The organism is Paenibacillus sp. BIHB 4019, from assembly GCF_002741035.1.
Lineage (GTDB): Bacteria > Bacillota > Bacilli > Paenibacillales > Paenibacillaceae > Pristimantibacillus.
Genome location: NZ_CP016808.1, coordinates 1,102,160 through 1,122,243, shown reverse-complemented (window position 1 = coordinate 1,122,243; position 20,084 = coordinate 1,102,160). Strand labels below are relative to the sequence as shown.

The following is a 20,084-nucleotide window of genomic DNA, read 5'->3' as shown; positions in this document are numbered from 1 at the left end:
ATAATATTATTTTCTCTTGATTCTTTTAATGCCGGTCAATCATTGCTAGGGTGTGTATGCAAACTGGGGGCGGCCTGCTGCACCTTGCCTATCGTTTCACCGGGTCCAACCTCATTAGACGCTTCAAGGCTGGTGAACCTCAGCCTACAATTATTGCTGAGACTGCACTACTTGGGGGGCCTGCTTGCTTACGATTGATTACACGCGCTGGATTGCTGTCATATCCAATGATCAAAAAAATTCTCAAAACATGAAGAGAGGAATGATAGAAGATGAAAGAAAAAATCTCTATTCCCCACCCCCCAACATATGGCCCGCTCGGCAATTTGCCTTTGATTGACATAGACTCGCCAACCTTATCGCTTGGAGCATTGGCGGAAAAATACGGACCTATTTTTAAATTTACTGCACCAGGACTATCCAGTTTAATCGTGTCAGGCCATGAGCTCGTCGCTGAGGTATGCGATGTGACCCGATTTGACAAATATGTATACAACGAGCTGCAGAACGTTCGCGCTTTCGGCGGCGATGGATTGTTTACAAGCTGGACGCATGAGCCGAACTGGAAAAAAGCGCACAACATACTGCTTCCTACGTTCAGCAAGCAGGCGATGAAGGGCTATCATTCCATGATGATCGACATCGCCGAACAGTTAATCCTCAAGTGGGCACGGCTAAATCCGCAAGACTCCGTCGATGTAGCCGATGATATGACCCGGTTGACGCTGGATACGATTGGACTGTGCGGGTTCAATTACCGATTTAACAGCTTTTATCGGGAAGATCATGCCCCGTTTGTCCAAAGCATGGTTCGCGCATTGAACGAAGCGATGCTCAGAGGCTCCCGAATGAAAATTCAAAATATGTTAATGATCAAAACAAAACGCCGGTTTGAAGAGGATATTCAAACGATGTTTACGCTCGTGGATAAGATCATCGCTGAACGAAAGGCAAACTCCGAGCCGGGACAGACGGATTTACTGGCACGCATGCTGGAAGGCAAGGACCCGGAAACCGGAGAGATGCTGGACAACGAAAACATTCGTCATCAGATCATTACTTTTCTAATTGCCGGCCATGAGACGACGAGCGGGCTGTTATCCTTCGCAATATATTTTCTGCTGAAAAATCCGGAAGTGCTTTTGAAGGCTCAGGAAGAAGTGGGCCGAGTGCTGACAAGTGAAACCCCGCAATATGAGGAGGTTCTTCAGCTTAATTACATCCGCCTAATATTAAATGAATCGCTGCGATTGTGGCCGACCGCCCCAGGTTTTGACGTTTATGCAAGGGAGGATACGGTCATTGGCGGGAAATATCCCATTGCAAAGGGACAGAGCTTTAGCGTGCTTCTGCCTCAGCTTCATCGGGATCCAGCTGCTTGGGGGGAGGATGCAGATCTTTTCCGGCCTGAGCGATTCGAAGATCCGACCAAGGTTCCTCATCATGCTTACAAGCCTTTTGGGAATGGGGAGCGCGCCTGCATCGGCATGCAGTTTGCCCTCTATGAAGCCACATTAGTACTGGGCATGGTGCTCAAGCATTTCGACTTGATCGATTACGACAATTATACATTGGATGTGAAGCAGACTCTGACACTGAAGCCTGGTGATTTCCAGATTCGGGTTAGACCTCGCCAGCCGATATCCACGAGGGGGGCCGCAGCAATAACAGACGCCCCTGAGACCAATCCTGGAGATTCACGATCTGTTGCTGCGGACCAGGCTAGGCCGGCTGTAATCGGAACACCGAGCGGCAATGAATCGCTGCTTGTATTATATGGCTCAAACCTGGGCACATCGGAAAGTATTGCCCGTCAGATCGCGAGCACGGCCACTGGTTATGGAATTCATAGTGAGGTTGCGCCACTCAATGAATGGAGTAGGAAATTGCCGGGCGAAGCCATTGCGATTATCGTTACGGCTTCATACAACGGCAAGGCGCCTTACAATGCATCGGCATTCGTGGATTGGCTGAAAGAAGCAGGAGCAACTGAGGGGCAAGCCGTTCGATATGCGGTATTAGGCTGCGGAGACCGGACTTGGTCGGGAACGTACCAGAGCATCCCGCGCTTTATTGATGAGAGGCTGGATGCCATAGGTGCCAAAAGACTTGTATCTCGGGGTGAAGTCGATGCAGGGGGCGATATGGAACAGCAGGTCAAGGCGTGGTTGGATGCGATGTGGCCCACAGTTACAGAGGAGCTTGGCATACAAGTGAATCGCATGGAGATGGCCAATCCAAGTACGCTGCAGCTGCATTTTGTTGAGGGTCCGTCTCAAGTGCCTTACGAAAAAACCTATCAGGCCTCCTATGCGACTGTTCAGAACAACCGGGAACTGCAAGCCTCTGAAAGCGGACGCAGCACGCGCCACATCGAACTTCTTCTTCCCGAAGGCATCAGCTATCGCGAGGGCGACCACATCGGTGTGCTTCCGCTTAACCGGGACATAAATGTAGACCGCATTCTGAAGCGGTTTGGCATGGACGGCAGCGAAATGATTTGCTTGAGCAAGGGCGGATCACAGCTGACCCATTTGCCTTTAGAACGATCCGTCAATGTGCGCGAACTGATCAAATCCTGTGTGGAGCTTCAGGCATCCGTTACACGCGCTCAACTGCAGGAATTGGCCGTTCATACCGTTTGTCCGCCCCATCGTCGTGAGCTGGAGGCCATGATGGAGGATGAGCGCTACACCCAGTATATTTTAGGCAATAGAGTAACGATGCTGGAGCTGCTTGAACAATATGAGGCGTGCGAGCTTCCTTTTTCCAGACTGCTGGAATTGCTGCCTCCGCTAAAGCCAAGGTATTACTCTATATCCAGCTCTCCTCTGCTCCATCCGAGAGAGGTTAGCATTACGGTAGGCGTCGTCAAGGAACCGGCATGGAGCGGCAAAGGAGAGTATGCGGGAGTCGCCTCTACTTATTTGGCTGATCGTGTACCAGGCGACCGTGTGCTCATGTTTGTACAGACGCCAGAATCCGGGTTTGGACTGCCAGAAGAGGCAGCTGCGCCAATCATCATGATCGGTCCCGGAACGGGCGTTGCTCCATTCAGAGGATTTTTACAGGCGAGATCCGTCTTGAAGCAGCAAGGGGTGGCACTCGGGGAAGCCCATCTGTTCTATGGGTGCAGGAACGAAATGGATTTCCTGTATCGAGATGAGCTGGTCCAATTCGAACAGGAGGGAGTTGTGAAGCTTTATACCGCTTTCTCGCGGGTGCCTAGTGAACCTAAAACCTATGTACAGGATTTAATGAAGCAGGTGTCTTCATCACTAATGGATCTTATAGAGCAGCGTGGAAAAATATATGTGTGTGGCGATGGCAGCCAAATGGCTCCGGCTGTGGAGGAGACATTAAAGGCTGCGTACGAGGAAAGGCATGGAGCAGCGCCAGAAGCAGGCGACCGCTGGCTCGAACATTTAGAGGAGGAAAGCCGGTATGTGAAGGATGTATGGGCCGGCAATTCCAAGCCAGCCATGTCCTAACATACGGCAGTATGATGTAAAGACCGATGGAAGCTAAAGCCGAAACGTCATCTCTGGAGATAATGCTGCAGCATGCCATATCTCCGGGGAGACATTTCAGCCGCGATAAAGCCAACCCTTAGTAGAGAGCAGATTCCATTGTGGAACGATCAGACGCATTCGTGCTTATGTTATAATTTCATAGTAATATCCCTATCATATGATTGAACAATGAATCCATTACACCATAATTCTCTCCAAGGAGTGGACAAATATGAGACCAGAAATGTCATCGATCAAGCAATCGAGGCTTAACTCTATTCTGGATGAAGCGACCAAGCTGCTTATAGAGAAGCCCAATGCGTCGATGAATGAAATTGCAGATTCGGCAGGGATCGGGATCGCTACGCTGCATCGGTATGTGGAAAGCAGGGAGCAATTGATGATTTATTTGGGCCTGCGCGCAATCGAGGTCGTCAGTGAAACTATGAAGGACATTCGACTTGATGAGGACAACTGTGAAAGCTACATCCCGATGCTCATTGAAGCGCTCATCCCATTAGGGGATAAGCTTCATTTCATTGCCCATGATACAACGATTAATTATAACGAGGAAATTATTGGAGCAGATCTAAAGCTGAGGGAGCCTGTGCTGCATGCAATCGGCTTGCTGCAGCAAAAAGGTTATTTTCGCCATGATGTAGATAAGAACTGGATTGTGAATGTCCTGTATTCCCTCCTGTTCCTGACATGGCAGCAAGTCGTAAGCGGGGATATTGCTAGAAAATCCGCAGCAGCCTTGGTCGTGGACACATTCTACCATGGTTTTAAAACACCCTAAATTGCATAAGCCCGACCAAGCACAGCAAAACGGCCCTCTGCGCCGTATTAGGGGGGACGAGAGAGCCGCTTGCTCGTTCTATGATAAAGGTTATTGAACGTTTGCGTAGAAGTTCGAATAATTAAGCTGACCGCTGCCATTTGTAATTTCGGTGCCATATTCTATGCTGCTGACGTAGCGGGTTGTTGGGAAATAGCTTTTGCCAACGAGATAATCGGTAAAGTTTTTCACATTGATGGTGAAGTTATCCGTCTGCGTCCGTTTGAGGAAGGAATAGACCCACCATAGATGTACCCCGTTATCGGTAATTTCCCCGCGATAAACGTCGTAGCCTTGTCCGCCTATGGAAACGTTGGATGCCACGAGCCCGCCAATCGGGCCAACCCCGCTTGTCCAGCGGTTCCAAATCATAATTTCCTCCGTCGGCGTGCTGCTCCATGTTGCCGTACCTGTGCTATGCAGCCAAATATCATAGGCATTGTTATATTGGCCATTCGTGGCAGGATCAATAGAATAGGTTACTCCGCTGTTAATCGCTTTATTGTCAGAGAGCCGTGTCGGCAGCCCGCTGCCCGGTGTATAGCCTTCTGTCCAGTGCCAGCCGCTTACAATCGAAGGGAAAGCTTTTACGCCGCCTGTCGTAGTTGGCCAGTTCCACACATATCCAAAGTTCGTATTGCTGTTATGATAAACGGTCTGCCACCAGCCGGAAATGCCCGAGCTGCCCCAAGAGTTGTTAAATAAATAATATTTATTGCTGTTAAAATTTAGTTTGGCATAAGGTGTGGAATCGGATGCGGCATAAGCGGAAGCAGGTACTAGGGCGAGCATAGCGGCTATCATCATCAAAATGAACGATTTGTTGCGAAGCTTGTTCTTCAACTAAATCCCTCCATTTACCGATTTTGTGAAGCGCTTTCATTTAGTATTTTAGCAATATGTGGAGGGAGTAAACACCCCGAAAATTAGTGATTTAATCATACTATTTTTAGGGTAACTGTTAATATGAGGTATCCTTGAAAAAAGAAAATTTGAAGTTTTCTGGGCATTTTGCCCTAAAAACTAAAGTTTTCCCGCACGAAATCCGAAGTTAATTATAGGGTGGAATTCCTTGTTATTGGAAGGATGCGTGTGAAGATGAATAACAAGAATATCGTGCAATATTTTTATGAGCATCAATTTCTCCCGGCGCTGGATCAGAAAATGACTGCGATTGAAGAAGAGCTTCAGCATCATCAGGAGCAATGGATCAACCAATTTCTGGAAACCTTTAAGCGTATATGCTTACGAATTAGGGAAATGCAGGATTCGGATCAAAAAGGCCCGATTTCGCTTATCCATTTTTGCTTGCTGCGCAGGTCGATGATGGATCATTCCTGTTATTTCATTGAAGCGTATTCGGAAAGGTGGTATGAGAACTCGGCGCCGCTGTTTGAGGAATATGATGCCGCTTGGCTATATCACTCGCTGCCGGCGTTCATACAGGAAATGACCGAATCGTACGAAGGATACGGGGAATGTGCCAAGTCTACAGAATTTGAAGCGATGATGCTGAAAGCAGTGGGCTGTTACCATTTATTTGCGGTTGCATTGCTGCGGGCAGCGATGCCGGAAGCCATTATGCTGGAGGAATATAAGTCCATTAAACGAGAGCTCGCTTTGCGTATCAGCATTGGCGAATATACAGATCTTAGCGAGGATGTGCTGGTCGATTATCAAGGCTTGCAGGATGTGAAGGAAATTCGCAGGCGGCTGGAAGAGAGCAAGGCAAGCAGCATTGCTTATGGGTGCTACCGTAATTTAAAGCTGCCCCAGGTGCGAGCGGAATCGAATGATTTGCGGTATGCGGATTTTAGTGGCAGCGACCTGCAGGGGAGCCGCTTTCAGCGCTGTGATCTGATGGGTACGAGATGGAATGGCTGCCTTGCACCCGAGTCGGATTTTCGATATTCGTCGCTGCCGGAAGCAGATTTTCGCCATGCCGATTTGCGCGGAGCTGTGTTTGATTATGTGCGCGGCCATGAGCCGAGAGATCATCGAAGGACGGGAATGATGGGCGTGCGTTTCGATCATGCAGATCTGGAAGGCGCGAGCTTCATCGGGGCGACCTTTGGCCGGACAAGCTTTGAAGGAGCAAACCTTCAGCGTGCGTTATTTTCCCGTCAAATAAAAGATAGCTACAGCTTCTCAGATGAACAGATTCATAGCATACGGTGGGTCGATTAAGCGAGCATGGGAGGGAATTCATAAACGAACAGAAATAAACAAAGCCTGGAAGCGCAGCATATGCGCTTCTAGGCTTTTTGTTTTAAAGGCTCGTCAAAAAAAGCTTATTGGAAAGAACTGCTGCTCTTGCGAGCTGGAATCAGCTTTGCCGCATACGGCATAAAAAACTGCAGGATTGCACCGCCCAGGCAGACGGTTAATAACGTTCCAATTCCTATGGGCCCATGAAATAGAAAGGCCATCAATAAGAAAAAGAGCTGAATCAACGTTCGGGAAAGCAAAATGCCCATGCCGCTCTTATCCCGAATCAGAAGCATTAAGCGATCCATAGGAATCGGCGCGACTTGCGTCTGCAAATAACAGGCAATGCCTGCTCCAACGATGAGCAAACCGAGTCCCAGAAACAACAGCCTGCTTAGCCACATCTCCGGCTGGGTGAAGGCTTGCAGCACATAAAGCCACAGATCGATGCCAAGGCCGGCAATAAAAGCGGTAAGCAAGCCTTTAAATTCGGGCCTTGTTTTGGATAATAACGAGTTGCCGCCAACCATGATAAGAGCAATAATTATTTCCCAGCTGCCCACCGTAAGCCCGATCTGGTTGGCTAGGCCGACCAGAAGCGCATCAAACGGCGATGCTCCAAAGCCCGATTCAATCGTGAGGGCGATGCCCAGAGACATCATTAAAATGCCTATCGTATAAAAGAAATATTTCACGCTATCCCATCTTTTCCTGAGCCCTCCGCAGCTAATCTTTTTACCATTAATACATGCGGAATCCCGTCCTCCATAAATAGGTCTGAGACGGTTTCATAGCCCAGCTTATGATAAAAGCCTTCTGCCTGCTGCTGTCCATGCAATTTAAATCGGTTATATCCGAGCTCCTTGGCTATTTCCTCTAAAGTTTGCACGATCACTTTTCCCAGCCCAAATTGCCGAAATGGGGGCAAAATACAGATGCGCTCAAGCTTGGCAAATCCATCTACCGTTCTTAAACGCCCAGTTCCGGCCGGTTTTTCGTTATAATAAACTAAAATATGCTGTACCCGATCCTTCAGCGCATCAAAATCGTCGAATTCATCAAATTCATCCTGCAAGGGAGTGCCTTGCTCTTCGACAAATACTTGCTGGCGGATTTGCAAGGCAATGTTTAAATCAGCTTGAGTTTGTATAATGCTTGAATACATATGTCTCAGTCCTTTTCTGTTTAGGTATAGTGCTAGCATTAGAGCTTTTTAATAGTATAAATGAATTGAATTTTGTTGTAAATGCAACAAAATAAAAAAAGTAGGGGGACATGAGACCAATGAAAGATATTCTTCGTGAAATCGGCATGATTGCTCGGGCTTTGGATTCCATCAGCAACATTGAATTTAAACAATTTGATCTGACAAAAGGGCAGTATTTATATGTGGTGCGCATTTGTGAAAATCCAGGCATCATCCAAGAAAAACTGGCGGAAATGATTAAGGTCGATCGCACGACTGCTGCCCGGGCTATCCAGAGGCTGGAGGAGCAGGGCTTTATCATGAAAAAAGAGGACGATAGCAATAAAAAAATTAAAAAACTGTTTCCGACAGAAAAAGGCGATGCCGTTTATCCATTCCTCAAGCGCGAAGGGGAGCATTCCAATGCGGTTGCACTAGCTGGATTTTCATCGGAAGAGGCGGATAACATCTTGCAGCTTCTTCAGCGAGTGAGAAAAAATATTGAAGTAGATTGGGAGTTTGTGAAAAAAGGAAACAAACGCAAATATTAATGCGGCTTGCGGTCACCTTTCTTTGGCGTCAAGTGTTATAGAGAATATACAGACCAAGAAGGAGGTGCTCGGGACGCATTTTAATCAATTGGAAGCATCGGAGCTGGAACGGCTAATCAGCGCTGTTCAAGCAGGGGAGACGGAGCATTACGCTGCGATTGTACAAGCTTTTCAGCAGCCGCTTTATCATTATTGCTGGCGGATGCTGGCAAATCGGCAGGACGCAGAGGATGCGGTTCAAGATATTTTTGTAAAAGCGTATGAGGCAATAGGGGGCTATGCGCCCAAGGTGCATTTTTCGGCGTGGCTGTACCGCATTGCCTATCATCACTGCCTGAATTTGCTGCGAAGGCGGCGTTTGCAAAAGCAGTGGCTGCGTTTGTTTCGTCCGAGCGAGATGACGGCTGCAAGCGCGGAAGAGGAGCTGGACAATCGGCTGTATACGCCTGCGCTTGCGGCAGCTCTTGCAGCATTGTCGCTGGAGGAGCGGAATTTGCTTATTTTGCGAGTGTTTGAGGAAAAATCGTATGCCGAGCTTAGTGTCATTATGGGAAAAAAACCGGATGCGCTGAAAAAGAGGATGAGCCGCATTAAGCAAAAGATTAAACAGCAGCTGCAAAATAAGGGGGAAGAAGCATGGAGCGAATCCGCTTCGATCATGAATACAACGATATAAAGAGCAGAGCCGCAGCAAATGGAGGACTTCCAGCTATCGATGTTACTGAAGCGGTAATGAAGCGGATTACAGGGGAAGCTGCGTCAGGCAGGAAGGGACAAACGTCCTTCATGCGCCCCGTAATGAAGCGTACGACGGCATTCAGCGGAGCGCTCATGCTGCTGCTCTTGCTGTCGGTCAGTGCCTATGCGGCAAGCCAGTATATTGAAATTCGCAATGCGGCTGGCGAAATTAAGGTGAAGACGATTGATGAAATAACGCCTCAAACAGGCAGCGCAGAAGATATTGCAGACAATGAGGCGCACAATAACTATTTGCACAAAGCCCAGAACTTTGCCAAGCCGGGCGAGCTGGTTGCTTTTTATGTGTTAGGGAAAGAAGAGGAGGCACTGTACACCTACAAAGAAAAGCCGTTGGGCACATATGCCGCCTTTAAGAAGGAGGCAAATCGGACCGGCGCACAGCTGCTGCCCCAGAAGCTGAGTGGCTACAGCTTTGTTTCCGGCAAAGTAGCTCCTTATATGCCTAATACCGATGCGGACAAGCAGACGGCAGCCTATAAGCAAGTGCTGTCGGAGTTGAAGGCGCAGGCGGCTGCCGGAACAAACGGCCAGAAGCTGTTCATGAGAGCTGTCTCATGGAATAAGCCGGGCATGGTAAGCGCGATCTATACCAAGGGGCATTATAAATCGGAATTAACCAAGAACCCTTTGGATGGCGGAAATGTATATATATCGCTGCCTTCCGGTCAAAATGCCGAGAAGATCAAGGTAGAGGGAATAGAAGTCATATATAATAAGCGGACTATTAGCGAGAAGTACAACTATCATTATGCCCAGTGGTACGACGAGAAGCAGGATGCTTTTTATATGCTTACAGATCTCGGGAATAAGAAGTTAACGAAAGCGGAGCTGCTGGCGCTGGCTGGCGAATCGATTAAGGTGCTTAAATAGCCTTTGATATAGAAGCCGAACGTTTGCCCCATACTGAAATGAAACAGCCTCGACAATATAATGATTCCGAAGCCTTCCGCCATGAAGAGAATGAACAGCGGCATGCCAAGGCAATAAAAAGGTTTTTTTTAAGGCGTCAGCAAGCCCATGTAAATCAGCTCGGAAGGATTAGCAGGGTTTTGGCCAAGCCCGATTAGATCGCCGGGGCGAGGGATTTGCAGCTTGGAGACGAGGGTTTCCATCGTTTTCTGATAGCTGCGTCCGTCTGGCTCGGTGACGTTAAGCGCAAGAATGACAATCGGATCAAAGTTGACGAGCTTGCCTGTATCGGTAATCGAAAGCACGGTCGCAGTTGCGGCTACAGGTATTGTGCCAGTGGACGCCATATGCGCCTGCTTGGCTTGAGCGAGGCTTTGATTCATCATGTCACGATGCTCCTTAGGGACAAAACCTTTCATCATCATGCCGGTGAATCCCTTGTTAAGCTTCTTATCCGCATACTCCAAAGCCTCTTCTTTGCTTTTCTTCTTTCCGAATAAGTTAAACATAACAACACCTCGTTTTCATCGTATTTTGTAGCTTAATTTAAGTATGAGGCAGACTGGAAATCCTTTCAATACAATCCGGCACATGTAAACAAATCTTAAAAAACGAAGCTTAAGCAGCGAAAAAGGGTCGTTTTTTTGTGGCAGGAGGCGCTTTGAGCAAAAAAACAGCCTGTTTCGGCGATTCAATGAGCCACATCGCCCATTGTTTTGCGGTATTCGCTGCGTCTGTCCCCTTGCTCCGCCTATTTATTTCGTAATAAATAGACCAGCTTGCGGTAGTACAGCGCTGATTCCTTGTAGCGGCGACTGTCTTCGGAGGCGATAGCAAGCGTCTCATAAAGCGGCTCCAGACGCATCGTCTGCTGGGTCTGCTCGAAATAAGGCAGGCAGGATAGGGCAGCTTCCATAAAAGCTTCTTTTTTATCGCTCGACAGGGCAAGCTGGCTTTCATAAAAAACGGCTGTCATTTGCTGATCCTCCGTCAGCGGGTAGCTGGCAAGCAAGCGAAGTCCTTGCGAGAGCAGGCCCCAGTTTTTGGAGGCGAAGGCCACCTCGCAGCGATAGATGAGCAAAAGCGGCTCAAGCAGCTGCTTCGTTTCGTCCGTTTCCTGCTGCGCGAGCTCCTCGAAGCGGGCTATTTCATCGGATGCTTTATCCAGCTCGCCGAGCAGCGTCAGCATAATGATGCGATTGTTCATTATCGACGGAAACAGGTCGCCTGGGCTAGGCGTATAGACGAGATGGGCTTCCGCCATCGACAATGCGAGCAGAGCTTCCTCATAACGTCCCATCGCAAAGCAGTAGCCGCTGTAGGCCAGATGCTGGCCGGATAATCGATGATACAGCCGTTCGCTGTACACATACTGCATCGTTTGCTCGTAAATCGCCTTAGCCGGTTCATATTGCTTGCTGTAAACAGAGGCTTCCATTAAAAAGTTTTGCACCGTTAACCAAATTTCCGAGCCTTTTTCCACCAGTGCGCTTAAACGCTTGCTGTTATTTAACGCTTCAAAGTATTGATTTTTGGACCGGTAATGCTGAATTTTATACAAAAATAGCGCCTTCTTGAGCGGAACAGGCAATTCCGGGTCGTCCTCGCGTCCAAACTTCTCTAAATAATAATGAAGATAAGTACGGTGAATATATTCATAAGCATCTCTATCATTCATCTGCTGATAATAGACGGCTTTCATTAAAGCGGTAGTCAGCTCAATCGTTAGCGCGTCATTTTTGTCATCAAGCTCATTGACATCAGCCTCAGTCAGCGTTGAAACAGGCTGTGACAGCCGGGCGAAAATCTCCTCAGCGCGCTCAAGCGTGGCATCATCCTGCAAGCCGGCTTGAGTTAAATATTCGGGCGAGACGGCAAGGCGAGTGGCAATCAGCTCTGCCAAATCGTCGGCAAACGGATACCGCTCTGCCAAAATATTGGCGAAATGCGCTTGCGTCACAAGCCCCTCGACCAAATCCTTGCGCGCTAAACTGCGTTTTTTACATAGAAACTCAACCCGTTCCTTTAGCAAATTCATCCTCCTCAGGTTAATAATCTTTCATCTTGCCCATCTGGTTGCATAATTTATCTTATAATAGTAACTTACCCCAAGCTCCAAGGGGTATAACCCGATGCTAAGGAGCTGCGAGGAAATTAGCGGTACTTTTTTCGACGCAGTCTCTAACAACTAGAAGGAGGAAAAAAATGCAGTTCAAAAAACGAATATTGGCTTCATGGATGGTGATGTCGCTTTTCATAGGCGCGGCCATTCCCTTCTCCAATGCTGTTATCGCGGACAAGGTTCCACAGATTGTGCTCGGCAGCGATTTTGAAGATGGCAGCCTGCAAGGCTGGAAAGCCAGAATCGGACAGGAGAAGCTTAGCCTCAGCAAGCAAGAGGCGAACACCGGCAGCGGGAGCATGCTGGTAGAGGGGCGAAAGCGAACCTACAATGGCCCTATGCTCGATCTTAGGAAGCAGCTGCTCCCTAATAAAGAATATGAAATATCGGCGTACATTAGGCTGAAGGAAAAGCCTGCCAAAGATATAACGATGCAGTTGACCGTTTATAAAAATTCAGGGGCGGCAAGCTGGAGCCCGCTGAAGCAAATGACAATCAAGAAGGAGGAATGGCAAGAGTGGCATGAGCTCAAGGGAACGTTTCTTCACGGAGACACCCCGTCCGAGCTGAAGCTGTACCTGGAAACGCCGTACATAACGGATGATACAGTTGATACGACAGCTTTTTATGTGGATGATGTATCGATTGCGGTTATTTCTGACATGGCGATAGAGGACGATATTCCGGCGATAAAGGAGGTTTATAAAGACGATTTTACGATTGGAGCGGCGGTATACCCGTGGCAAATGGAAGGCATTTATGGCGATTTGCTCAAAAAGCATTTCAACAGCTTAACCGCAACCTACGAGATGAAGCCGAAATTTCTGGCACCGAAGCAGGGGCAATATGCATTCGCGGCAGCCGATCGTTACGTCCGTTTTGCACAGGCGAATGATATGGTGGTGCGCGGCCATGCGCTGATTTGGCATACGGATGCGGCGGAATGGATGTATTGGGACAATAATGGGAAGCCAGCTAGCCGAACGCTGGCGCTATCTCGTATGAAGCAATATATCGAGAAGGTCATGAAGCGCTACAAGGGCAAGGTGTATGCATGGGATGTCGTGAATGAGGCGATTGCGGACACTGGCGGCGATAAAAACGGGCTTCGCCAAACGTCATGGTATAAAACGATAGGACCGGATTACATTGAAAAAGCGTTTGAGTTTGCTCGCGCCGCCGATCCGTCCGCCAAGCTTTATTACAATGATTATGGCACGGAAACGCCGCAGAAGCGGCAGGAAATTTATCAGCTGCTTAAGCGCCTGAAGAGCAAGGGACTGATTGACGGCGTAGGGCTGCAATCCCATTATAAGCTGGAGTCGCCATCGACGCAGGAGATCGAGAAAACGATCAAGCTGTATGCCGGGCTCGGCTTGGACATTCAAATTACGGAGCTGGATATCGATACCCGGATCAGCTTCGGCACGGCAATACCGGAGGCGATTGCGGTACAGCAGGCCTACCGTTACAAGGAGCTGCTGGAGCTTTATAAAAAATACGGCAAATCGATCTCATCTGTGACCTTCTGGGGTGTGCAGGATGAGAAGACGTACAACAATCAGGCGCTTTTATTTGATACGGAGCTGCAAGCTAAACCAGCTTATTGGGGAGTGGCAGATTCGTCCCAGCTGCCGTCAGATCCACAAAGCCGGACGGTCGCTCTAAGAGCTTCGCCAAGAGTACAGCAGACAGCCGATCCCATTTGGGATCAAGCAGTCTCCTCTCAGCTTACGCAATTGGGCAGCGAGAAGACGAGCTTTAAGACGCTATGGGATGGGACAAATCTTTATGTTCAGGTCATAGTAGCGGACAAAACCCGCGATGACGCTGATCAGGTAGAGCTGTATGTTCAGGAAAATGGGCAGGAGGGCAGCGATAATGCACAAGAAGCAAGAAGGCTGATTTTCCCTCGTCTGAATCATCAGAAGGGGAGCTATTCTTATGTAACCAGAGCGCTCGCCACTGGCTATATGGTGGAAACGGTCATTCCTTGGCAGGCAGTCAAGGGCGCAAATGGCCGGGAAATTGGTTTTGAGGTGAAAATCATAGAAGGATCGTCCGGCGCAAGCAAGCCCATCTATTGGAACGACAGTGCTTGGCCGAGCGATTCAGCGGGCAAGCTGGGAGCGGTCTGGCTGGCGGATATGCCGAAATAAGGCTGAATCACCGCCGGAGGTGTTCTTAACCGACAGATAGACTGCGGCGAACGCCTTTGCCTTGGCTTTTGAGCTTGGTAATTAGAGTGGGTCGATAACGATTGAGGATAAAGCGGATGACAAAATAGCCGATTAAGGAAAAAACGATGCTGTTGACGATGGAGCCAATCAGAAAATTCATGCCCAAATGGCCGAAGGAAGCAAAATGTCCGACCTTATGCGTAACAGGCGGCGCAAGCGCCATATGGGCGGGATGGTTGGCGGCTGGAGCGCCGACAAGGCGATTCAGCCAAAATCCGACTTTATAATTCAAATAAAACAGTCCCGGCCAAGTAAAAGAGCCGATCGTCGAAAAAATAACGCAGGCGGCCAAATTGCCGCGAAGCAGCCGAGTCAGCAGCAGGGAGATCGGCAGTCCGACGATAAAAGTCGGGAACCAGCAGTGCAGAAAGCCGAGTACGCTGCCAAGCGCCACGACATGGTCGCTTTTTTTTATACGGAGCAGGCGCAAGCAATAATATTTGAATTTTCGCAGCATTTTTGTTCTCACGATGAACGGCTCCCAGCTGTATATGATGAAAGTATCATACCATATTCGTGTGGTGGAACAAAGGCAGATGCTGCTTCTGCCGGCTGTGTTTTCGCCAAAAAGAGACAAAAAAGCGGCATAACGAGAAACAAGCCTCAAAATACGCTTCACTAGCGTATTTTGAGGCTTGTTTAGGTTATAAAAATTTATAAGTTTCGCCCTTATTATTAACGTATATTTCACCCTCGAAACGGCAGCTTTGCCGCCAAGGGACGGCTGCAGCCGTTTTTCTTACGACCCTTTATTTGTAATAGGATGTTGTGAGCGGAACGAATACTGCTCCGTCCTTTTGGGCATCGGCATAAACGTACAGCTGGTTTGCACCGCCGATATCCACTTCAACCGTGACAAGGCCGTCGGCCACGTTAATTTCTGTCGTTTTCAAAATCGTATCCGTACCCGTGTCCTTCACCGTTAATTTGCCCAAGTCTTGCCCAACGGCTGCGATTTGAAGATACAGCTTTTGGTACTTTTTCTTAGGCTCCAAAATAAACGAGCTTGAACGGGAGCTTTCTGCATTATCAAATAGGGCTTCTTTATAATCTTTGCCGTTATAGGTTGTTTGCGCAGAATCTTTCGTGCGGTACGTATTGGTGGTCAAGGAGCTTGAGATGGAAACGCCTTCTACTTTTTCGCCAAGCTGTATCAATTGCGTCTTGCCGTCATAGTCAACCGCAACGCCAAGCGCATCGGAAATCGATCTTACTGGAAGATAGGTTGTGCCCTTATAGCTAATCGGGACAACGGTATTATTATTGCCATCCCGCAGCTGCACAGGCTTGCCATCCACCTTAAAGGCAATGTCTTTATTCAAATAAGCTTTAATTTCTTGCAGCTTCGTTGCGCCGTAAGCACCCGTTGCCATGCTTGCAACAATCGTCGTGCCAAGAACTACAGCTATCGTGAGCTTTTTCAAAATAGGCCACTCTCCTGTTCTGGTTAAAAAAATGGTCGTACGCATATCTAATGTCTGGAAATGCTTACCCTATTATAGGTGCGGTGCAACAGAGGGACAAGCTAACTGGGACTATTTTCCTCTAAAAATAAGTCTCTAGGAATAGATTTGTTTTTGAAACGCGATCCGTACATGCCACGTACAAGGAAGGAGAAATGTGGTTAATAGGTATAGAACGTAAGCATGATAAGGAGGAGAAAAAAATGTCAGGTGTTTGGATTCAGCATTCGGTTATTTTTAGCTTGAAGCACGCGGAGGGCTCCGATGAGGAGCAGCGCTTTTTGGAGGATGGACGTACCATTTTGAGCTCGATTCCGGCCGTTCGCGATTTTGAGGTTTATTTGCAGGTAAGTCCTAAAAACGATTATCGTTTCGGCTTTTCCATGGTATTCGAAAGCAATGAGGATTATGAAGCTTATAATGCGCATCCAATGCATGTGAAGTTTGTAGAGGAGCGCTGGGTTACGGAAGTAGAGAAGTTTCTGGAAATTGATTATCAGAAACACGTCACGGTCGTTTAGAAGGAGGAGTCAACGTTGGAATTGCTATTGGAATATGGCTGGGTATTAGTGGTCTTGGTTGTTCTGGAAGGTTTGCTGGCAGCAGATAATGCGCTCGTGCTAGCTGTAATGGTTAAACATCTTGATGAGAAAAGCCGGAAGAAGGCGCTGTTTTACGGATTGTTCGGCGCTTTTATTTTCCGTCTAGCCTCCTTGTTCGTTATCTCGCTGCTTGTGAATGTATGGCAAATTCAGGCACTCGGAGCGCTGTATCTCTTATTTATTTCAATAAGCAATATCATTAAGTTTTTACGAAGGTCCAAAGAGGCCGAAGAGGAAGAGGAGACAGAGGAACAGAAGGAGAAGAAAAACTCCAAAGCTGGCTTCTGGTGGACGGTTCTGAAGGTCGAAATCGCCGATATCGCCTTTGCGATCGATTCTATTCTGGCAGCGGTAGCGCTGGCGGTCGCCTTGCCTCCAAGCGGTCTGAAGCAAATCGGCGGCATGGATGGCGGACAGTTTATCGTTATTTTCCTCGGCGGTTTTATCGGGCTTGTCATTATGCGTTTCGCGGCGAACTATTTCGTGAAGCTGCTGCATTCCCGTCCCGCGCTTGAGCTGACAGCATTCGTTATCGTCGGCTGGGTCGGCGTTAAGCTGGCCGTGCATACGATGGCGCATCCATCCATCCACTGGCTGTCGCATGATTTTGTAGAAGGCTCTTTATGGAAAGCGACCTTCTATATCGTACTCGTCCTGATTGCTGTAGTTGGCTGGTTCTTGTCGGGCCGCAGCAAAGTGGAAGGCGAGCATGGAGATGGAGCGGGTAAAGCCGCAAGCTTGGATAAACATACGGGTTAATCAAATAAAATAAACAAATAAATAAATGAATGAAAAAACCAAGGGAGCCATCTACACAGCTTTATGCTGTGAGGTGGCTCTTTTATTCCGCATAATTTGACAATTGCCTGTCATGCATTGCCGAGTGGACGAGAAAGGCATATAATTAAAACGGCAAACATCGTACTTTTTCGTACAAATATGAACATTAGGGGAGGCTGTACTTGTGAAGAAAATCAAGGTGCTTCAACAAATTGTAGACGCTGGCGTCGTCGCTGTGCTTCGCGCTGATTCGCCGGAGGAAGTTGTGGAAATGTCCCGCCATGCGATAAAAGGCGGGATTAAAGCGATTGAAATTACGCTGACCGTACCGTTTGCGCTGCGGGCAATCGAGCAGCTCAGCAAGGAATATTCGGTAGATGCGGACCCGCAATCGGATCAATTTGCTATTATCGGAGTAGGAACGGTGCTTGATCCAGAATCGGCACGCGCAGCGATTTTGAGCGGCGCGGAATTTGTCGTTTCTCCGGCACTTAACCCTGATACTATAAAGCTATGCCATCGTTATGCCATTCCGGTTATGCCGGGCACGATGACCGTTAATGAAATTCAACATGCGCTGGAGCTGGGTGTTGATGTTGTAAAGCTGTTCCCTGGCAATCTGTATTCGCCAAGCGTTATTCCTTCGATTAAAGGGCCTTTGCCGCAAGCAAATGTTATGCCAACTGGCGGCGTCTCGCTGGATAATCTCGGCGAATGGGTGAAAGCGGGCGCAGTTGCTGTTGGCATCGGCTCCGATTTGACGAAGGAAGCTGTGAAAACAGGCGATTACACCTTAATTGAGGCTAAAGCACGCGCTTATATGGAAGCTTACCGCAGCGCGAAGCGCTAAATTTCACGTTCGGCCGCTGCTCTTTATGTAAGCGCATTAGCGAAAAGCGGCGGAAAGCAGCCATTGCAAGGCGAGAGGGCAGCCTAATCGCAAGCAATTAAGGGGCTTTTGACGCATTTGGATGGCGAAAGCCGTTTGTGTTTGATAAAGTAGGAGTAGGTTGTTCAAGATTTTGAAGGAGGCTACTTAAAAGATGGAATATCGGATTGAGAAGGACACAATGGGTGAAATTCAGGTTCCTGCGGACAAGCTGTGGGGTGCTCAAACGCAGCGCAGCTTGCAAAACTTCAAAATCAGCGGAGAGCGGATGCCGATTGAGGTCGTTCATGCTATGGCTATTATTAAGAAAGCCGCAGCTATCGCCAATGAGAAGCTGGGCGTGCTGGATGCAGAGAAATCTGCGGTTATCGGCGAAGCGGTAGATGAAATTTTGACTGGCCGCTGGGATGAGCATTTCCCACTCGTCGTTTGGCAGACGGGCAGCGGTACGCAAACGAATATGAACGTCAATGAAGTTGTAGCTTATCGCGCCAATCAACTGCTTGAGGAGCGCGGCAGCGCCGTTCGCATTCATCCAAATGATGATGTTAACCGCTCCCAAAGCTCGAATGATACGTTCCCTGCGGCGCTGCATATTGCTGGCGTAGTAGCGGTGGAGCAGCGCCTGATTCCGGCAATTGATGTGCTGGCAAGAACGCTGCAGGACAAGGCTGAACGTTTCAACGATATTGTGAAAATTGGCCGTACGCATTTGCAGGACGCGACTCCGATTACACTTGGCCAAGAAATTAGCGGCTGGTACGCCATGCTGGTTAAAACTCGCAAAATGATCGTGCAAAGCGTAGACGAAATGCGCGAGCTGGCGCTTGGCGGCACAGCGGTAGGTACAGGCCTTAACGCGCATCCGGACTTCGCGGTGCAGGTAGCAGAGGAAGTAACGACGCTTACGGGCAAAACGTTTATTACAGCAGAAAATAAATTCCACTCGCTAACGAGCCACGACCAAATCGTCTATACACACGGTGCTGTTAAAGCGCTGGCGGCTGATTTGATGAAAATCGCCAATGACGTCAGATGGCTGGCAAGCGGTCCGCGCTGTGGAATTGGCGAAATCTCGATTCCTGAAAACGAGCCGGGCAGCTCGATTATGCCAGGTAAAGTGAACCCGACGCAAAGCGAAGCGATTACGATGGCGGTCTGCCAAGTGATCGGCAACGATGCAACGATTGCTTTTGCGGCGAGCCAGGGCAATTTTGAGCTGAACGTATTTAAACCGGTTATCATTTACAACTTCCTGCAATCCGTTGCTTTGATGGCGGACGGCATGATTTCCTTCAATGATAACTGTGCGGTTGGCATTGAGCCGAACGAAGCCGTGATCAAGCGCAATCTCGATCAATCGCTCATGCTCGTAACAGCGCTTAATCCGCATATCGGCTATGAAAATGCAGCAGCCATTGCGAAAAACGCGCATAAAAAAGGGCTGACGCTGAAAGAATCGGCAATTGCGAGCGGCCTCTTGACGTCCGAGCAGTTCGATGAATTTGTGAAGCCGGAAGCGATGATTGGCAAACGCTAAGCCAGTGACGCCGCACCAAGTGCTGAACGGTTCTAGCTGGCAGTACGATAACATGTAAATAGGTGTAAAGTTTAGCCTCTAGTGTCCTAAGAAATATAGGATGCCAGGGGCTTTTTTCTGTGGAATTGCAGCCAAACCTTTGTAAAATGGCTCCTATTAATAGTCCTCGTTTCAAAATCGAGAAAAGGAAAAGGCATGAACAATTGATTCTTAACAAATTGAACATTTGATCAAACGAGAGAAACGATAAGCGAAATGTTAAGATATTATATTCATTTTCGCAGCCAAATGTTAAGACAATGTAAATTTAGATAACAATTAAAGATAGCTTAACAATATTTTTTTGTCAAAATGTTTACAATAGACCTACTCTACTTTATATTAAATATTAAATAGAGAGAAAAAGGTTTCTTTTTTTCATTGATTCATAAAAATATGAAATTTTGATAAGGGGTTGATGAATGAAAAATGCACAAATAGCAAAC

18 protein-coding genes are annotated in these 20,084 nt (G+C 48.1%); 11 read left to right on the top strand and 7 right to left on the bottom strand.

The window, feature by feature from the left end:
* Nucleotides 1-272: 272 nt before the first annotated feature.
* Together BBD42_RS04780 and BBD42_RS04775 are read left to right on the top strand one after the other, a co-directional pair.
* On the top strand, nt 273-3,491 hold the full coding sequence (locus BBD42_RS04780; protein WP_099517221.1) for a bifunctional cytochrome P450/NADPH--P450 reductase: 3,219 nt from the start codon (nt 273-275) through the stop codon (nt 3,489-3,491).
* A 253-nt stretch (nt 3,492-3,744) separates the two neighbouring features.
* Nucleotides 3,745-4,311, top strand: coding sequence for a TetR/AcrR family transcriptional regulator (locus BBD42_RS04775; RefSeq protein WP_099517220.1), 567 nt, complete (start codon nt 3,745-3,747; stop codon nt 4,309-4,311).
* Between the two features lie 90 nt (nt 4,312-4,401).
* Here BBD42_RS04775 and BBD42_RS04770 read toward each other — a convergent pair whose 3' ends face one another.
* A complete protein-coding gene (locus tag BBD42_RS04770; RefSeq protein ID WP_237163370.1) occupies nt 4,402-5,193 on the bottom strand; it encodes a glycoside hydrolase family 12 protein in 792 nt (263 codons plus the stop codon).
* A gap of 255 nt (nt 5,194-5,448) precedes the next feature.
* Between BBD42_RS04770 and BBD42_RS04765 the strand changes: the two genes are divergently transcribed.
* Nucleotides 5,449-6,537, top strand: a complete 1,089-nt coding sequence (locus BBD42_RS04765) for a pentapeptide repeat-containing protein (protein ID WP_172455392.1) — start codon at nt 5,449-5,451, stop codon at nt 6,535-6,537.
* A gap of 104 nt (nt 6,538-6,641) precedes the next feature.
* On the opposite strand, the gene BBD42_RS04760 is transcribed toward BBD42_RS04765, so the two are convergent.
* Both BBD42_RS04760 and BBD42_RS04755 read right to left on the bottom strand, forming a co-directional pair.
* Complete coding sequence (locus BBD42_RS04760) at nt 6,642-7,253, bottom strand: YczE/YyaS/YitT family protein (protein ID WP_099517218.1); 612 nt, start codon at nt 7,251-7,253, stop codon at nt 6,642-6,644.
* On the bottom strand, nt 7,250-7,723 hold the full coding sequence (locus BBD42_RS04755) for a GNAT family N-acetyltransferase (RefSeq protein WP_099517217.1): 474 nt from the start codon (nt 7,721-7,723) through the stop codon (nt 7,250-7,252). The genes BBD42_RS04760 and BBD42_RS04755 overlap by 4 nt, the downstream gene beginning before the upstream one ends.
* 119 nt (nt 7,724-7,842) lie before the next feature.
* Here BBD42_RS04755 and BBD42_RS04750 point away from each other — a divergent pair, with 119 nt between their 5' ends.
* The 3 genes from BBD42_RS04750 (at nt 7,843) to BBD42_RS04740 (ending at nt 9,924) form a co-directional block, all read left to right on the top strand.
* The gene (locus BBD42_RS04750; RefSeq protein WP_099517216.1) at nt 7,843-8,295 is read left to right on the top strand and encodes a MarR family winged helix-turn-helix transcriptional regulator; all 453 of its coding nucleotides are present in this window, start codon (nt 7,843-7,845) and stop codon (nt 8,293-8,295) included.
* 64 nt (nt 8,296-8,359) lie between these two features.
* Nucleotides 8,360-8,971 carry an RNA polymerase sigma factor gene (locus tag BBD42_RS04745; protein ID WP_099517215.1) on the top strand — a complete coding sequence of 204 codons (612 nt, stop codon included), beginning with the start codon at nt 8,360-8,362 and terminating at the stop codon, nt 8,969-8,971.
* Entirely contained in the window at nt 8,932-9,924 is a 993-nt protein-coding gene (locus BBD42_RS04740) for a hypothetical protein (RefSeq protein ID WP_099517214.1), read from the top strand. Before BBD42_RS04745 ends, BBD42_RS04740 begins: the two co-directional genes overlap by 40 nt.
* 128 nt (nt 9,925-10,052) lie before the next feature.
* On the opposite strand, the gene BBD42_RS04735 is transcribed toward BBD42_RS04740, so the two are convergent.
* Complete coding sequence (locus tag BBD42_RS04735; protein ID WP_099517213.1) at nt 10,053-10,472, bottom strand: hypothetical protein; 420 nt, start codon at nt 10,470-10,472, stop codon at nt 10,053-10,055.
* A 242-nt stretch (nt 10,473-10,714) separates the two neighbouring features.
* Nucleotides 10,715-12,001, bottom strand: coding sequence for an XRE family transcriptional regulator (locus BBD42_RS04730; protein ID WP_237163369.1), 1,287 nt, complete (start codon nt 11,999-12,001; stop codon nt 10,715-10,717).
* Nucleotides 12,002-12,168: 167 nt separating this feature from the next.
* Here BBD42_RS04730 and BBD42_RS04725 point away from each other — a divergent pair, with 167 nt between their 5' ends.
* The gene (locus BBD42_RS04725) at nt 12,169-14,244 is read left to right on the top strand and encodes an endo-1,4-beta-xylanase (RefSeq protein ID WP_099517212.1); all 2,076 of its coding nucleotides are present in this window, start codon (nt 12,169-12,171) and stop codon (nt 14,242-14,244) included.
* A 25-nt stretch (nt 14,245-14,269) separates the two neighbouring features.
* Here the strand turns inward: BBD42_RS04725 and BBD42_RS04720 are convergent, their stop codons facing one another.
* Nucleotides 14,270-14,794: a DUF2062 domain-containing protein gene (locus BBD42_RS04720; RefSeq protein WP_150131510.1), complete on the bottom strand. Its 525-nt coding sequence runs from the start codon at nt 14,792-14,794 to the stop codon at nt 14,270-14,272.
* 280 nt (nt 14,795-15,074) lie between these two features.
* Nucleotides 15,075-15,749 carry a stalk domain-containing protein gene (locus BBD42_RS04715; protein WP_099517210.1) on the bottom strand — a complete coding sequence of 225 codons (675 nt, stop codon included), beginning with the start codon at nt 15,747-15,749 and terminating at the stop codon, nt 15,075-15,077.
* 242 nt (nt 15,750-15,991) lie between these two features.
* Here BBD42_RS04715 and BBD42_RS04710 point away from each other — a divergent pair, with 242 nt between their 5' ends.
* From BBD42_RS04710 to fumC, 4 genes are all read left to right on the top strand, one after another.
* A complete protein-coding gene (locus BBD42_RS04710) occupies nt 15,992-16,309 on the top strand; it encodes a Dabb family protein (RefSeq protein ID WP_099517209.1) in 318 nt (105 codons plus the stop codon).
* Nucleotides 16,310-16,324: 15 nt separating this feature from the next.
* Nucleotides 16,325-17,149 (top strand): TerC family protein, encoded by an 825-nt coding sequence (locus BBD42_RS04705; RefSeq protein WP_099517208.1) that lies wholly within the window; start codon nt 16,325-16,327, stop codon nt 17,147-17,149.
* A 205-nt stretch (nt 17,150-17,354) separates the two neighbouring features.
* On the top strand, nt 17,355-18,020 hold the full coding sequence (locus tag BBD42_RS04700) for a bifunctional 2-keto-4-hydroxyglutarate aldolase/2-keto-3-deoxy-6-phosphogluconate aldolase (RefSeq protein ID WP_046232188.1): 666 nt from the start codon (nt 17,355-17,357) through the stop codon (nt 18,018-18,020).
* Nucleotides 18,021-18,213: 193 nt separating this feature from the next.
* A complete protein-coding gene (gene fumC, locus BBD42_RS04695) occupies nt 18,214-19,599 on the top strand; it encodes a class II fumarate hydratase (RefSeq protein WP_099517207.1) in 1,386 nt (461 codons plus the stop codon).
* Nucleotides 19,600-20,084: the final 485 nt, after the last annotated feature.

Excerpts from the sequence above, each read along its gene's own strand:
- BBD42_RS04710 (WP_099517209.1), top strand. The coding sequence starts at position 15,992 with ATGTCAGGTGTTTGGATTCAGCATTCGGTTATTTTTAGCTTGAAGCAC.
- BBD42_RS04730 (WP_237163369.1), bottom strand. The coding sequence starts at position 12,001 with ATGAATTTGCTAAAGGAACGGGTTGAGTTTCTATGTAAAAAACGCAGT.
- BBD42_RS04740 (WP_099517214.1), top strand. The coding sequence starts at position 8,932 with ATGGAGCGAATCCGCTTCGATCATGAATACAACGATATAAAGAGCAGA.
- BBD42_RS04765 (WP_172455392.1), top strand. The coding sequence starts at position 5,449 with ATGAATAACAAGAATATCGTGCAATATTTTTATGAGCATCAATTTCTC.
- BBD42_RS04725 (WP_099517212.1), top strand. The coding sequence starts at position 12,169 with ATGCAGTTCAAAAAACGAATATTGGCTTCATGGATGGTGATGTCGCTT.
- BBD42_RS04735 (WP_099517213.1), bottom strand. The coding sequence starts at position 10,472 with ATGTTTAACTTATTCGGAAAGAAGAAAAGCAAAGAAGAGGCTTTGGAG.
- BBD42_RS04775 (WP_099517220.1), top strand. The coding sequence starts at position 3,745 with ATGAGACCAGAAATGTCATCGATCAAGCAATCGAGGCTTAACTCTATT.
- BBD42_RS04755 (WP_099517217.1), bottom strand. The coding sequence starts at position 7,723 with ATGTATTCAAGCATTATACAAACTCAAGCTGATTTAAACATTGCCTTG.
- BBD42_RS04750 (WP_099517216.1), top strand. The coding sequence starts at position 7,843 with ATGAAAGATATTCTTCGTGAAATCGGCATGATTGCTCGGGCTTTGGAT.
- fumC (WP_099517207.1), top strand. The coding sequence starts at position 18,214 with ATGGAATATCGGATTGAGAAGGACACAATGGGTGAAATTCAGGTTCCT.
- BBD42_RS04780 (WP_099517221.1), top strand. The coding sequence starts at position 273 with ATGAAAGAAAAAATCTCTATTCCCCACCCCCCAACATATGGCCCGCTC.